The organism is Photorhabdus thracensis (assembly GCF_001010285.1).
Taxonomy (GTDB): Bacteria; Pseudomonadota; Gammaproteobacteria; order Enterobacterales; family Enterobacteriaceae; genus Photorhabdus; species Photorhabdus temperata.
This window is the reverse complement of sequence record NZ_CP011104.1, coordinates 394268-408663: the sequence shown is the minus strand read 5'-3', so window position 1 is coordinate 408663 and position 14396 is coordinate 394268. Positions and strand designations below refer to the sequence as shown.

Here is a 14396-nt window from a genome sequence, read left to right as displayed (position 1 = left end):
ATTTTAAAGCTCGTTCATTAGTGCGAAAGCTAAAATTGTCATCAGTAGTGAGCCGAAAAGATTAAGTAGAACTGTTCCTAATGCCCATCCCAGTTTTCCATCCAGCAACAAATAAGCGACTTCAACAGAAAACGTGGAAAAGGTTGTTAAGCCGCCGCAAAAACCGGTGGTTAGCATGAGTTTCCAGGTCGGATCAAGATGGGGGGATTTATTAAAATAGGCTAACCCCAGCCCGATGATCAATGCACCAATACAATTAACGGTAAGGGTGCCAACCGCGATGTTAGTAGAAATACTATTAAGGCGGAGGCTGATAAACCAGCGTAATACACTGCCTAAGCCACCACCAATAAATACAGCCAAGATAATATTAATCATAGTAAATCTTATGATTATTTGACTTCTTCGCCTCTGGCTTGCAAATCAGCGTGATAAGAAGAACGAACAAATGGTCCGCAGGCAGCATGGCTGAATCCCATAGCCAGAGCTTCTTCTTTCATTTCATCAAATTCCTGTGGGCTGACGTAGCGCTGTACTGGTAAATGATGACGGCTGGGTTGTAGATATTGGCCCAGAGTTAACATGGTGACACCATGGCGGCGCAGATCACGCATAACATCAAGAATTTCTTCGTTGGTCTCACCAAGACCCACCATCAGGCCAGATTTGGTAGGAATATCGGGATGGGCTTCTTTGAATTTTTCGAGCAATTTCAGTGACCATTCATAGTTTGCGCCAGGGCGTACCTGACGGTAAACCCGCGGTACGTTTTCCAGGTTATGGTTAAAAACGTCGGGAGGTGTTGCTGTCAATATTTCAAGTGCACGATCCATACGTCCACGGAAATCAGGAACCAAGGTTTCAATTTTAATGGATGGGTTTTTTTCACGAATAGCAGAGATGCAGTCAGCAAAGTGTTGAGCACCGCCGTCGCGCAGGTCATCACGGTCAACGGAAGTGATGACGACATAGCGCAGTGCCATATCTTTGATGGTTTGTGCCAGTTTTACCGGTTCATTGGTATCGGGTGCCATTGGGCGGCCGTGGGCTACATCACAAAAAGGACAGCGGCGGGTACAGATTGCGCCAAGGATCATAAAAGTTGCTGTACCGTGATTGAAACATTCAGCCAGGTTAGGGCAGGAAGCTTCTTCACAGACGGAATGCAGACCATTTTTGCGCATGGCCGATTTGATACCCTGAATGCGGCTGGAATCCGCAGGAAGTTTGATTTTCATCCACTCAGGTTTACGCAAGATTTCTGTACGTTCGGTAATCACTGTTTTGACAGGGATCAGCGCCATTTTGTCTGCGTCACGGTACTTAACTCCGCGTTCCATCTGAATTGGTTTACTCATAATCGTGCTGGTTCCAGTGTTAAATTCATCAGGTTGAGATTTATCATTCAGCCTACTGTATAATAAATCCATTAAAAATTTTTTGAAAAATGTTAAAAAATTATATCATCTTTAACTATTCAATTTAAATCCTAACTGTTGGCAAAATTCTTCTACCAAAATCGGCTGTACTTGCTCAACAGTAATTCCAGGGACTAACTCACTGAGTTGAATCATTTTCATACCGGCATAGCCACAGGGATTAATACGCAGGAATGGTTCTAAATCCATTGCGATATTAAGTGCCAGTCCGTGGAAAGAGCAGCCTTTACGTATTCGTAATCCTAGAGAGCAGATTTTAGCTTCCTCGATATAAACACCTGGAGCATCCGGACGGGCATAAGCTTGTACACCAAAGTGAGCAAGTGTTTTAACCACGGTATCCTCTATTGCGGTAACCAGTTGCCGTACACCCATTTTGGCGCGTTTGATGTCAATCATGATATACATAACCTGCTGGCCGGGACCATGATAAGTGACTTGCCCACCGCGATCGGATTGAATAACCGGGATATCACCGAGAGATAGCAGATGCTCAGATTTACCTGCCTGCCCCTGAGTAAATACTTTTGGATGCTGTACCAGCCAGATTTCATCGGGCGTATCAGTATCTCGCTGCTCAGTAAACAAGTGCATTGCATCAGAAATCGGCTCGTAGGGTTGTATCCCTAGTTGGCGTAAGAAGATCGTTTTATGTTGCAATTGAAACATCATTTGATAGCTATAAGATTTGGTCAGTATAACCCTCAGAAGAGATTCTCACCAGTTTAGTCCACTTGAAACTGTGGTGTTTCTGATAGATAAAGGGTCCCCTGTGAAATTACCTGCCTTTCCTACACAAATCCCTTGGTCTATTCGAGGGATTTTTTTGAACTTTTGCTTGTCTTGCTAACCACACAGGACAGTCTCTCGTGCAATCTTTGAAATCCCCTGCCGATATTGAAGCAGCATACTGCTTTACCCGTCATCGTTGTGAAGGGGTGCTAAGTTTTCTTGCCTGGAAGTTTCTGTGGTCCAGGCAAGAGTCAACACCCTAACCCCCAGCTTTTATTGGGCCTATATTAGCTTAGGTAAGCTGGCAGGTTGGTATGATTCCAAATGGACGGGTGGGCAGGGAAAGGTTATGGGAAGGATGGCTCATGTTGCAAACCATCCAGGAGGGTTACCTGCTAGCCCAGTCTTTTGACCTGTAAATGTGATCAAGAGACAGGTGAAATGACAGGGGATTTTTCTGGTTTGTATTACAACACGACTCGTACCAGTTCAAGATTACCTAACTCTTCATACAGAGTTTCTACCTGTTCAATGTGAGTTGCATTAATAGTGATAGATACTGAGTGGTAGTTGCCTTTGCTGCTTGGCTTCACTTGTGGAGAGTAATCGCCCGGCGCATGGCGCTGAACCACTTCAACGACCTGATTGACTAACTCAGGCTCAGCCAGGCCCATCACTTTGTAAGTGAATGAACAAGGGAACTCAAGCAGTTCATTTAATTTGGTTTTCATGGGCGCTCCTGTTTTGTTTTCCGCAATATGTACGGTCAGTCTCTTTTGTAAAATTCGATATCTTCCCCGTCCTTAAAAGCGCGGGGGTTTTTATTGCGGTCAAGTTGTAGCCTTGCTCGCTTGTTGGGTTATGTTTTTTGTCGTTTAACTATTTCAAGGATTAGCCAAACCAATGATGAAATAGCAGTTTGATGTAATCGATAAAACGGCTGAAGATGCTGCCTTCTTTCACTTCATTCATGATGACTAATGGGCGTTGTTCAACAGTCTTGCCATCAAGTTGAAAATTGATGGTACCGACGACCTGACTTTTCGCTAACGGTGCATGTAATTCAGTATTATTCATGACATAGCTGGCTTTCAAATCTTTCAGACGGCCACGGGGAATAGTTAGATAAACATCTTTATCAACGCCTAGTTGAACCCTATCGTTGTCTCCGAACCAAACCGGTTCAGAAGCGAATTCTTTGCCGGCTTTCAGTGGCGCGACGGTTTCAAAGAAACGGAACCCCCAAGTCAGCAGTTTCTTGCTTTCTGTTTCACGGCCCTTATAAGTATGGCCGCCTAATACCGCAGAAATCAGACGCATATCGCCTTCCGTTGCAGAAGCGACCAGATTATAGCCTGCGGCATTCGTGTGGCCGGTTTTTATACCATCTACATTCAGGCTTTTATCCCACAATAAGCCGTTTCGGTTTGTTTGACGGATATTATTGTAGGTAAATTCTTTCTCTTTATAGATAGCATATTCTTCAGGAACATCGCGGATAAGGGCCTGACCAATCAATGCCATATCACGGGCAGAGCTGTATTGGCCTTCCGCATCCAGACCATGAACAGTTTTGAAATGTGTATTCTGTAAGCCAAGGGATTTTACATAGCCGTTCATTAGATTAACGAAAGACTCTTGGCTGCCGGCAACATAATCCGCCATTGCAACACAGGCATCATTACCGGATTGCAGGTTTATACCGCGAGATAACATAGAAACTGAGACCTGATCTCCTGGTTTGAGGAACATCAGGGAGGAGCCTTTAAATACCGGATTACCTGTTGCCCATGCATCAGTGCCAACAGTGACCATATCATTTGGGCCGATTTTGCCTGATTTGATTGTCTGACCAATAACGTAACTGGTCATCATTTTTGTCAAACTGGCAGGATCACGGTGTGCGTCCGCGTTCATCTCAGCCAGAACTTTGCCTGAGTTATAGTCGATAAGAATATAAGCTTCAGCATCAATCTGAGGCACACCTGGGATCATCGTTTTCAGGTTTACATCATTCCCATCGGCAAAGGCAGAAGCACTTATTGCCAGCGCAATACCTAGGGTGGCACTTTTTATAAAACGAGAAGTGGTTGTATATTTCATGGTCGGTTGGACAACATCCGTGAGAAAAGGTTGATATCGGGCCACATCATAGCAAATGAAAAAAAATACTGACATTGGCAAATTTTAACAAGCAACAGGTTTACATTTTTTTACCTCGCTTGCTGATATCAGTGTTAAAGCCAGATATCAGCAAGCGAACAATTAAGGGCTGACGATAAAGGAAGATTGTTGTATTTGATCAGCCAGCTTCTGTTGTAAATCGGTAGCTTGCTGGCGATTGTTGAATGGCCCCAATTGTACTCGGTAAACGTTGCTATATTGGGTTATTCGTCCTTGAACATTAAAGCGTTGTTCCAGGGTTTGTTGCCACTCCTTTGCCCGTTGTTCACTGCTAACCGCACCAACCTGGACCATAAAACCACTTGCTGAAGGGGATGATGCAGCCGTTGTTGACATACTGTTTATTACAGGTTTAGGTGGTTGTAACTTCATTGCCGGCAGTTGCCCAGTGGCTTCCGGCTGTATCGTCAACGGTTGTGTCTGCTCCACTGGTTGATTTGCCAAAGGCTGGCTGCCCGTTTGATCGGGAATATTCTCCATTGTTGGTGTTCCCAGTGGCCCTGTTGTTAGAACTGGCCTGCCGGGTAGTGCATAACTCTGTTTAACTATCTGGCTGCCGACAGTACCGGGACCAGATAAAGAACCATCTTGGGCAACCTGAATAAAATCAATCTTAACTTTGGTACTTTGAGTCAGGTTCAGGCGTTCAGCAGAAGCTTTTGACAGATCGATAATCCGCCCCTGTTTATAAGGACCACGATCATTGATTCTGACAACCATCATACGACCATTACTCAAATTGGTCACACGGACATAACTCGGAATTGGCAGAGTAGGGTGAGCTGCCGTCAGAGCATAAGGATTGAAATGTTCACCAATCGCTGTCATTTTGCCACTGGATTCTGCGCCATACCAACTGGCATAACCTGTTTCACTGAACTGAGATGGGTCTTGAACAATATGATAAATATGTCCGTTCATCTGATAATCATTATTGGCGCTGGGGTGATAAGGCTCATAATGAGGCTCCGCGCCCAGAACATCCTGCGTTGGTACTGCCGGTAACGGGGAAGATTTTTGCTCGTCAGGAGTGGTACAGCCGGATAATGAAGCCACAATCATGCCGAGTATAAGCCAGTGTTGACGCATTGAAACCTCTTCTCTATAAACTTTTAGATAATAATTTTCTGTGAGTATGAATCGACATTATAATTCCGAAACCAGCCATTAAGACGATCAATGCTGAACCGCCATAACTGACAAATGGCAGAGGAACCCCTACCACAGGCAGGATACCGCTCACCATGCCGATATTTACGAAGATATACACAAACAAGATCAGCATTAGGCCGCCAACCATGACCCGGCCAAAAGTATTCTGTGCTCTGGTTGCGATAACCAGCCCGCGTATAATTAATAACAAATATAATGTTAATAACAGTAGCACGCCAATCAAGCCAAGCTCTTCCGATAGCACGGCAAATATGAAGTCTGTATGGCGTTCAGGAAGAAATTCCAGCTGAGATTGTGTCCCGAACAACCAGCCTTTACCTGATAAGCCTCCGGAGCCAATAGCGATTTTCGATTGAATGATATGGTAACCCTTACCCAATGGGTCAGTTTCTGGATCAAGTAACATCATTACACGATCACGCTGGTATCCATGCATCAGAAAGAACCACAAAATAGGGATAAAGCAGGCTAATAGCAGAGCCGCAATACCAATCAGCCGCCAGCTCATTCCTGCAAGGAACAGGACAAACAAACCGGAAGCTGCGACCAGAATTGAAGTACCCAGGTCTGGTTGGGCGGCGACCAGTAAAGTGGGTAGAAAAATCAGCATTAAAGCGAGAGTGGTATTTTTCAGCGATGGCGGACATAAATCGCGGTTCATAAAACGGGCAATCATCAGTGGTACTGCGATTTTGGCAATTTCAGAAGGCTGGAAACGGATGATCCCCAGATCAAGCCAGCGTTGAGCCCCTTTACTGATCTGCCCGAAAGCATCGACAAAAATCAGTAAAATGACACAAACAATATATAGATAAGGCGCCCAGCTTTCATAAACTCTTGGTGGGATCTGCGCCATAATGATCATGACAACAAATCCGGCACCAATTTGGCCGATTCTGCGCTCCATCATCCCCATATCTTGACCGCTGGCGCTCCACATAACAAAAGCGCTGTATACCAGTAGTGCCAGAATGCACAACAGCAATGGTGGGTCGATATGTAATCTGGTCCAGAGAGGAACCTTTTTCTGGTTTTCTGTCATGGTGTTATTCAGTCACTTTCTGTTCCGGGTGGTGTTGGGACAGCATCCGGTAATATTGTATTGTTATCCCCTAACAGTACATGGTCGAGGATTTGGCGAACAAGGGTTCCCACTGCCGGACCTGCACCACCATTCTCTAAAATAATGGAAAGGGCTACTGTTGGATTCTCATAAGGGGCGAAAGCAATCATCAGTTTGTGATCCCGTAAATGCTCAGCAACTTTACTGGCATTGTAAGTTTCATAACTATAGACCTGTGCTGTTCCTGATTTAACGGCTGCTTTATACGGTGTGCCGATAAAACTTTTGTGGCCGGTACCATTTGGCAGGTTAGCAACACCATACATACCACTTTTCGCCAGTTCCCAGTACCCGGAATGGATATCACCGATCTGAACATTTTCCGTTCGTTGATAAGGGATCATCTCACCTTTCAACTTTTTACCCAGTAACAGATGCGGCGTTTTCACATTACCGTCGTTAATTAAGGTTGTCAGTGCCTTGACCATTTGAATGGGGGTTGCTGTCCAGTATCCCTGGCCGATACCCACAGGAATAGTATCTCCCTGATACCAGGGTTTTTTATATTTTTTTTGTTTCCATTCTCGGGTCGGCATGATCCCTGTGCGTTCTTCAGCCAGGTCGATTCCGGTGTATTCCCCATAACCAAATTTGGTCATCCACTCAGATAGACGATCAATGCCCATATCATAGGCAACTTGATAGAAGAAAGTATCCGCAGATTCCACAATGGCTCTATATGCATTGAGACTACCATGCCCCCAGCGTTTCCAGTCACGGTAGCGTTTTTCTGAACCTGGCAATTGCCACCAGCCCGGATCAAAAATGGTTGTATTTTTATTGATAACACTTGTGCTAAGTGCTGCAACGGTAATGAAAGGTTTAACCGTTGAAGCAGGAGGATAGATACCTTGAGTCGCACGATTAATAAGCGGTCGGTCAGGGTTGTTTAATAATTCCTGATAGTTCTTATTGGAGATACCGTTTACAAACAGGTTTGGGTCATAACTTGGATTAGATACCAGGGCCAGAATTTCCCCATTCCGTGGATCACTGACAACGACTGCGGCCCGGCTGGTTGTGAGAAGTTTCTCAATATAGATCTGCAATTCAAGATCGATAGTCAGGTAAATATCCTGTCCGGCCTGTGGTGGTTGTTCATGTAATTGACGTATCACACGGCCACGATTATTGACTTCGACTTCTTCATAACCGGTTCTACCGTGTAAAACAGGCTCATAATAGCGTTCAATACCCAGTTTGCCGATATCATGGGTGGCTGCATAATTGGGTAAAATACCTTCCTTATCCAGCCGTTCTACATCTTTATCGTTAATTTTAGCGACATAGCCAATGATATGAGTCAATGCTGAACCATAAGGGTAGAAACGGCGTTGATAGCCTTTTATTTCAAGGCCGGGGAAACGGTACTGGTTAACAGCAAAACGTGCCACTTGAATATGATCAAGCGACGTTTTCAATGGGATAGAGGTAAAGCGACGTGAGCGCTTACGTTCTTTTTCAAAGTTGGCAATGTCTTCGTCAGTCAGATCGATAACATCCCGTAAATCATTTAGCGTTTGCTCAAGATGTTCTACCTTTTCAGGTACGATTTCCAACTGGTAAATTGTTCGATTAAGCGCCAATGGTGTGCCTTTACGGTCATAAATAATACCCCGGCTTGGCGCGATTGGAACCAGTTTAATGCGGTTTTCGTTTGAGCGGGTTTGGTAGTCTTCGTGGCGAGTGATTTGTAAATGATAAAGATTGGCAACCAAGACACCAGTCAGTACCAGGATAACAATAAACGCCACCAATGCGCGGCGGGCAAACAGGGCTGATTCAGCCGTGTAATCACGAAAAGGGGTACGTTTATTTTTCATCCCATTGCCAGAATTCGCTTTATCCGTTGGTAACCAAACTATTCCCGATGATAGGGATGATTGGTGGTAATACTCCATGCCCGGTACAGGCTTTCTGCAACTAAAATCCGGACCAAAGGATGGGGCAAGGTCAGTGGCGACAGTGACCAGCTCTGTTCTGCGGCGGCTTTACATGCCGGCGCAAGACCTTCTGGTCCGCCGATCAGCAAACTGACATCTCTGCCATCCTGTTTCCAATGTTCAAGCTGTTGCGCCAGTTGAGGTGTTTCCCAACGGGAACCAGGAATATCCAGCGTAACAATACGGTTGCTTTTGCCGACAGCAGCCAGCATTTGTTCGCCTTCTTTTTCCAGAATGCGTTTAATATCCGCGTTTTTGCCTCGTTTTCTAGCCGGAATTTCTACCAGATCAAATGGCATGTCTTTTGGAAAACGGCGCAAATAATCCATAAAGCCGGCCTGTATCCAGTCCGGCATTTTTGTACCTACAGCGACTAATTGCAGCTTCAAACTCAGCTCCAAAGCTTTTCAAGTTCATACATGCGGCGACTCTCTTCTTGCATCACATGTACAATAACTTCACCGAGGTCTACGACAATCCAGTCAGATATGCCCTGTCCCTCAACACCAAGTGGAGTCAAACCACTCGCACGACAGTCATCAACCAGATTATCTGCGACAGACATCAGGTGGCGGTTGGAGGTTCCGGTGCAGATAATCATGCAATCGGTAATGCTGGATTTCCCGTGAACATCCAGAGAAATAATATCCTGTGCTTTGGAGTCTTCAAGTTTATCAATAACAAACTGTTGGAGTTCTTTACCTTGCAAAAGGTTCATCCTTATTTTTTATCAAAATTGATCAAATAGTGCGGAATAATAGCATGCCAGGTCACTCAAGGGTAAGCCAACTAAGTGACTAATCGGGGCAGATTTCGCTATTGGCGATATAACCCCTGTGAATCTATATACTTTTGTACTGAAGGGGATAACAAATCATCACAACTTAGTCCTTGCTGGTGACGTTGCCGGATATCTGTTGCTGAGATACGTAACAATGGCGTATCTGCCAGATAGATATAACCGTTAGGTTTGCTACTAAGCAGAGCAGGATCGTCGATTTGATGTTGTGTAAGCCATTGCCGCATTTCGATTGTAGAAAGCCGGGTTTGATAACTGGGACGAGCACAAACTAGCAAATGGCAGATATTCAGCAACTCTTGCCAGCGATGCCAGGTATGTAGTGATAACAAAGCGTCTTGGCCGATTATAAATGCCAGTGGTTGATTTTCACCAAACTCTTGACGGAATGATTCCAACGTATCAATTGTGTACGATGGGGTGGTACGCTCCAGTTCACGGGTATCAATGGTGAATAGTGGATTGCCCTGTACTGCCAGCCGAACCATTTCCAGCCGTTGTTGCGCGGTGGCTTCTGGTTGTGGGCGGTGGGGAGGGACGTGATTTGGCAGTAGAATCACTTGCTTTAGGCCAGTTTGATGTGCCAGAGCTTCAACCGGATGCAGGTGTCCATAATGAATTGGGTCAAATGTTCCACCAAATAATGCCTGAATAACAGGATGTGTCGGACAAAGAGAATCAATGGCGTGAGACATTAAAAAAGCTCTCAGGTAATGTTTTCCCACATAACAACATGGAAATTGTTTCTAAATCTGGCCAAACGGACTGACCGTAATCTTGTTTCACCCGGAGTTCCATTTGTACAAGTAAATGGACTGCCAGCTGTAAATCATGCTGAGTTAAGCGTTGCAGTGCATTTGTTAGTAACGGACGGCGGTTTTGCCATATCCGATATTGATCTAACAGAGTTTTTATGGGAATTGTGGTACTTTGGCGCTTTAGTGTAAGTAGCAGCAGCAATTCACGCTGTATGGTACGTAACAGAATAACGGCCTCACAATCTTCCTGTTGTAACTGTTTCAGAATATGCCAGGCTCGTTTTGCCTTACCTGATAATAGAGAGTCTACCCAGTGATAAGGTGTAAAGTGAGCCGCATCATTCACCGCATTTTCAATACGGTGTAAGGTCAGTTTACCATCTGGATATAGCAGGGAGAGCCGTTCAAGAGCCTGAGTCAGCGCCAATAAATTTCCTTCATAGCAGTAACACAGCAGTTGATTGGCTTGCTCTTCCAGAGTCAGTTTCATGACTTTGGCCCGTTGCGCGACCCATTGAGGCAGGCGGTTCAATTCGGGCGTTTGACAACTGATGTAAACACCATTTTTCCCTAATGTTTTAAACCAGCTACTGTTTTCCTGAGCTTTGGTTAATTTCAAACCGCGCAATATCAGCAGTATATCCGGATGAAGTAATTCCGCCAGTTTTACCAGTTGTTCAGCCATTACTGAGTTAGGGCCATTTTCCGGCAACAGTAAAGTGAGTGTTTGACGACTGGCAAACAGGCTTAATGACTGGCAAACACTGAATACTTCATCCCATTCGGTATGATTATCCAGAGTATAAGTGAAGTGTTCAGTGAAAGAGTGCTGTTCAGCCGCCTTGCGAATATGATCCTGGCTTTCCTGTAATAGCAGGGGTTCATTGCCCCATATCAGATAACAGTTTCGCAGCCCTTCATTGAGCTGCGAAATCAGTTGTTCGGGATAGAGTTTGATCATTGTGCTTGCGCAGCTTGCTGTTCCGCTTGTTTTTCTCTGGCTTTCTGTTTTTCTGCACTGTGAACAGTCAGTAACTGGCGAACTAACTGACGTGCAGCCTGTTCGCGCATTTCTTGATTGATCATCTCGTTTTCAGCATCTTTTGCCAGTGCTTCTAACGGGTTGTCGAAGAAAGAACGGTCAACTCTGGATCGAAGCGGGTAAATACTACCGTTTGGCATAATAACCTGTGCATCGACATACAGTGTCAGTTGGCGTTCAGCAGCCTTACCATCCTGGAAAACGGAAACGGTGTCTTTATTTTCAGAAGAACCGATTAGCCTCAGAATAGGGATTTCGGCGCTACCATTCTCAAGGATAGTGACGTTATTCAGACGAAGTTGTTGGCGAACAGAACGGGTCAGAGGTCCATATGGATCACTGCCTGTTAATTGCAGCTTTTTGAGCTCCGGTGGTACCTGAGTGGTACCGCGCAGATGAAAACCGCAGCCAGCGGTGACCAGCACCGCTAACCCCAGCAACAACGTTAAAATACGATGCCGCACATTGCCTCCTTTATCAGCCGACGACCAGATTCAGCAGTTTGCCTGGTACATAAATGACCTTACGAATAGTGACGCTTTCAAGGTATCTCGCCACTCCATATTCTTTTACTGCCATATCATGAACATATTCTTTAGTAGAATCTGCCGGTACGGTAACACGACCACGTACTTTACCGTTAACTTGAATGACTACCAGTTTGGTGTCATCAACCATTGCCTGCTCATCAGCTTGCGGCCAGTCAGCCGTATCGATATCGCCTTCACCGCCCAGAGCTTGCCACATAGTAAAACAAGCGTGAGGCGTGATTGGTGACAACATACGGACAATCGCCAACAGCGCTTCCTGTATCAGAGCGCGATCCTGCTCCGTTTCCTGTGGTGCGCGAGTCAGTTTATTCATTAATTCCATCACGGCAGCGATGGCTGTGTTGAATGCCTGACGGCGACCGACATCATCGGTAACTTTAGCGATGGTTTTGTGCAGATCACGGAACAGATCTTTCTGTTCTGCGGTCAGATTTGTGATCTCCAGCGGTTGAGTTACTCCTTTACTGCTATGTTCATAAACCAGGCGCCATACACGTTTCAGGAAGCGGTTTGCTCCTTCAACACTGGACTCTTGCCATTCCAGAGTCAATTCTGGTGGAGCAGCAAACATCATAAACAGTCGGACGGTATCGGCACCGTATTTTTCCACCATCAATTGTGGATCAATACCGTTGTTTTTGGATTTAGACATTTTGCTCATGCCGGTATAAACCAGCTCATGGCCTTCTTTGTCTGTCGCCTTGATGATACGACCTTTATCATTACGTTCTACAAGGGTATCAACTGGGGAAACCCAAATTTTTTCGCCATTTTTGCCGATATAATAGAAAGCATCGGCCAGAACCATTCCCTGACACAGAAGACGTTTTGCGGGCTCATTAGAATTGACCATACCAGCGTCACGCATCAGTTTGTGGAAGAAACGGAAATACATCAGGTGCATGATCGCGTGTTCGATACCACCGATATATTGATCAACTGGCAGCCAGTAATTAGCCGCAGCCGGATCAAGCATACCTTTGTCATATTCTGGACAGGTGTAACGGGCGTAGTACCAGGAAGATTCCATAAAGGTGTCAAAGGTATCTGTCTCACGCAGCGCTGGCTGACCGTTGATAGTGGTTTTCGCCCACTCAGGATCAGCTTTAATCGGGCTGGTGATACCATTCATGGTGACATCTTCCGGCAGAATAACCGGCAGTTGATCTTCTGGAACCGGAACAACGGTACCATCTTCCAGCGTTGCCATTGGAATTGGGGCACCCCAGTAACGCTGACGGGAAACTCCCCAGTCACGCAGACGATAGTTGACTTTACGTTTACCTATGCCCATTTCGACCAGTTTATCAGCAATGGCGTTGAAACCAGCTTCGTGATTCAGGCCGCTGAATTCTCCGGAGTTGAACAGGACATTCTTATCTGTCACTGGCGCTTCATGAACATTCGGTTCGTTGCCTTCACTGTCCAGAATAACGGCTTTGATTGGCAGGTTATATTTTGTCGCAAATTCCCAGTCGCGTTGGTCATGACCAGGAACTGCCATGACAGCACCGGTGCCGTATTCCATCAAAACGAAGTTTGCAACCCAGATCGCCACTTTCTCTTTGGTTAATGGATGAATAGCAAACATGCCGGTTGCTATGCCTTTCTTCTCCATTGTTGCCATATCTGCTTCAGCAACTTTGGTGTTACGGCATTCATCAATGAAAGCAGTCAGTTCAGGGTTGTTTTTTGTTGCTTGTTTTGCCAGAGGATGACCTGCGGCAATCGCGACATAAGTGGCGCCCAGGAATGTATCAGGACGGGTGGTATAGACGGTCAGCTTTTCCTGACTGTCAGCCACATCAAAAGTAATTTCTACACCTTCAGAGCGACCAATCCAGTTGCGTTGCATGGTTTTGACCTGCTCAGGCCACTCTTCCAGCGTATCCAAATCGTTTAGCAACTCTTCGGCATAATCAGTGATTTTGATAAACCACTGTGGAATCTCTTTACGTTCAACTTTGGTGTCACAACGCCAGCAGCAGCCGTCAACCACTTGCTCATTTGCCAGAACGGTCAGATCGTGGGGGCACCAGTTAACAGCGGAGGTTTTTTTATAAACCAGGCCCTTTTCATACAGTTTGGTGAAAAACCACTGTTCCCAACGGTAATACTCAGGCGTACAGGTAGTGACTTCACGATCCCAGTCGTAACCAAAACCCAGTATTTTCAACTGGCCTTTCATATATTCGATGTTGGCATAGGTCCATGGAGCCGGTGCGGTGTTATTTTTTACCGCTGCGCCTTCTGCGGGCAGGCCAAATGCATCCCAGCCAATAGGTTGCAGGACATTTTTGCCAAGCATACGCTGGTAACGAGAGATAACATCACCAATAGTGTAGTTACGTACGTGACCCATGTGTAGTCGGCCAGAAGGGTAAGGTAGCATGGACAGGCAGTAATATTTTTCTTTGCTGTTGTCTTCTGTCACTTTAAAAGTTTGCTTCTCTTGCCAGTGAAGCTGAACTTGCGGCTCTATATCTTCTGGACGGTATTGTTCTTGCATGACACCGATGATCCTATGGTGAGTAAAAAGCTACGCTTGTAGCAATCATTTAGTTGGTGAAATATGAGGTTGGCATAGCATATCTGATTTGATACGCAAGCAACAGGGGTTCTGGGGGAAAATCCGGTGGCGACGGGCGCCAC

Annotated in this window: 14 protein-coding genes and 1 pseudogene; 1 reads left to right on the top strand and 14 read right to left on the bottom strand. The window is 45.5% G+C overall.

The window, feature by feature from the left end; translation table 11 throughout:
- Nucleotides 1-3: 3 nt before the first annotated feature.
- From crcB to lipB, 3 genes are all read right to left on the bottom strand, one after another.
- Nucleotides 4-378, bottom strand: a complete 375-nt coding sequence (gene crcB / locus VY86_RS01350) for a fluoride efflux transporter CrcB (protein WP_046973660.1) — start codon at nt 376-378, stop codon at nt 4-6.
- Nucleotides 379-392: 14 nt separating this feature from the next.
- Nucleotides 393-1358: a lipoyl synthase gene (gene lipA / locus VY86_RS01345; RefSeq protein WP_046976641.1), complete on the bottom strand. Its 966-nt coding sequence runs from the start codon at nt 1356-1358 to the stop codon at nt 393-395.
- Nucleotides 1359-1469: 111 nt separating this feature from the next.
- The gene (gene lipB, locus VY86_RS01340; protein WP_046973659.1) at nt 1470-2111 is read right to left on the bottom strand and encodes a lipoyl(octanoyl) transferase LipB; all 642 of its coding nucleotides are present in this window, start codon (nt 2109-2111) and stop codon (nt 1470-1472) included.
- Nucleotides 2112-2359: 248 nt separating this feature from the next.
- On the opposite strand from lipB, the pseudogene VY86_RS24385 reads away from it, so the two are divergent.
- Nucleotides 2360-2590, top strand: a pseudogene (locus tag VY86_RS24385) (IS4 family transposase); the annotation flags it as partial.
- A 48-nt stretch (nt 2591-2638) separates the two neighbouring features.
- Here the strand turns inward: VY86_RS24385 and ybeD are convergent.
- The 11 genes from ybeD to leuS all read right to left on the bottom strand — a co-directional run bounded on the left by ybeD (nt 2639) and on the right by leuS (nt 14253).
- The gene (gene ybeD, locus VY86_RS01335) at nt 2639-2902 is read right to left on the bottom strand and encodes a DUF493 family protein YbeD (RefSeq protein WP_011145617.1); all 264 of its coding nucleotides are present in this window, start codon (nt 2900-2902) and stop codon (nt 2639-2641) included.
- Between the two features lie 160 nt (nt 2903-3062).
- The gene (dacA, locus tag VY86_RS01330; RefSeq protein WP_046973658.1) at nt 3063-4274 is read right to left on the bottom strand and encodes a D-alanyl-D-alanine carboxypeptidase DacA; all 1212 of its coding nucleotides are present in this window, start codon (nt 4272-4274) and stop codon (nt 3063-3065) included.
- 162 nt (nt 4275-4436) lie between these two features.
- Nucleotides 4437-5444 carry an endolytic peptidoglycan transglycosylase RlpA gene (gene rlpA, locus VY86_RS01325; protein ID WP_046973657.1) on the bottom strand — a complete coding sequence of 336 codons (1008 nt, stop codon included), beginning with the start codon at nt 5442-5444 and terminating at the stop codon, nt 4437-4439.
- A 13-nt stretch (nt 5445-5457) separates the two neighbouring features.
- Nucleotides 5458-6570, bottom strand: a complete 1113-nt coding sequence (mrdB, locus tag VY86_RS01320; RefSeq protein WP_046973656.1) for a peptidoglycan glycosyltransferase MrdB — start codon at nt 6568-6570, stop codon at nt 5458-5460.
- 8 nt (nt 6571-6578) lie between these two features.
- Entirely contained in the window at nt 6579-8474 is a 1896-nt protein-coding gene (gene mrdA, locus VY86_RS01315) for a peptidoglycan DD-transpeptidase MrdA (RefSeq protein ID WP_046973655.1), read from the bottom strand.
- A 38-nt stretch (nt 8475-8512) separates the two neighbouring features.
- Nucleotides 8513-8983 carry a 23S rRNA (pseudouridine(1915)-N(3))-methyltransferase RlmH gene (gene rlmH / locus VY86_RS01310; protein ID WP_046973654.1) on the bottom strand — a complete coding sequence of 157 codons (471 nt, stop codon included), beginning with the start codon at nt 8981-8983 and terminating at the stop codon, nt 8513-8515.
- 2 nt (nt 8984-8985) lie between these two features.
- Entirely contained in the window at nt 8986-9312 is a 327-nt protein-coding gene (rsfS, locus tag VY86_RS01305) for a ribosome silencing factor (RefSeq protein ID WP_081704199.1), read from the bottom strand.
- Between the two features lie 98 nt (nt 9313-9410).
- The gene (nadD, locus tag VY86_RS01300) at nt 9411-10088 is read right to left on the bottom strand and encodes a nicotinate-nucleotide adenylyltransferase (protein ID WP_046973653.1); all 678 of its coding nucleotides are present in this window, start codon (nt 10086-10088) and stop codon (nt 9411-9413) included.
- The gene (gene holA / locus VY86_RS01295; protein ID WP_046973652.1) at nt 10072-11112 is read right to left on the bottom strand and encodes a DNA polymerase III subunit delta; all 1041 of its coding nucleotides are present in this window, start codon (nt 11110-11112) and stop codon (nt 10072-10074) included. The genes nadD and holA overlap by 17 nt, the downstream gene beginning before the upstream one ends.
- On the bottom strand, nt 11109-11657 hold the full coding sequence (gene lptE, locus VY86_RS01290; RefSeq protein WP_082111156.1) for an LPS assembly lipoprotein LptE: 549 nt from the start codon (nt 11655-11657) through the stop codon (nt 11109-11111). The genes holA and lptE overlap by 4 nt, the downstream gene beginning before the upstream one ends.
- Before the next feature lie 13 nt (nt 11658-11670).
- Nucleotides 11671-14253 (bottom strand): leucine--tRNA ligase, encoded by a 2583-nt coding sequence (leuS, locus tag VY86_RS01285; RefSeq protein ID WP_046973650.1) that lies wholly within the window; start codon nt 14251-14253, stop codon nt 11671-11673.
- Nucleotides 14254-14396: the final 143 nt, after the last annotated feature.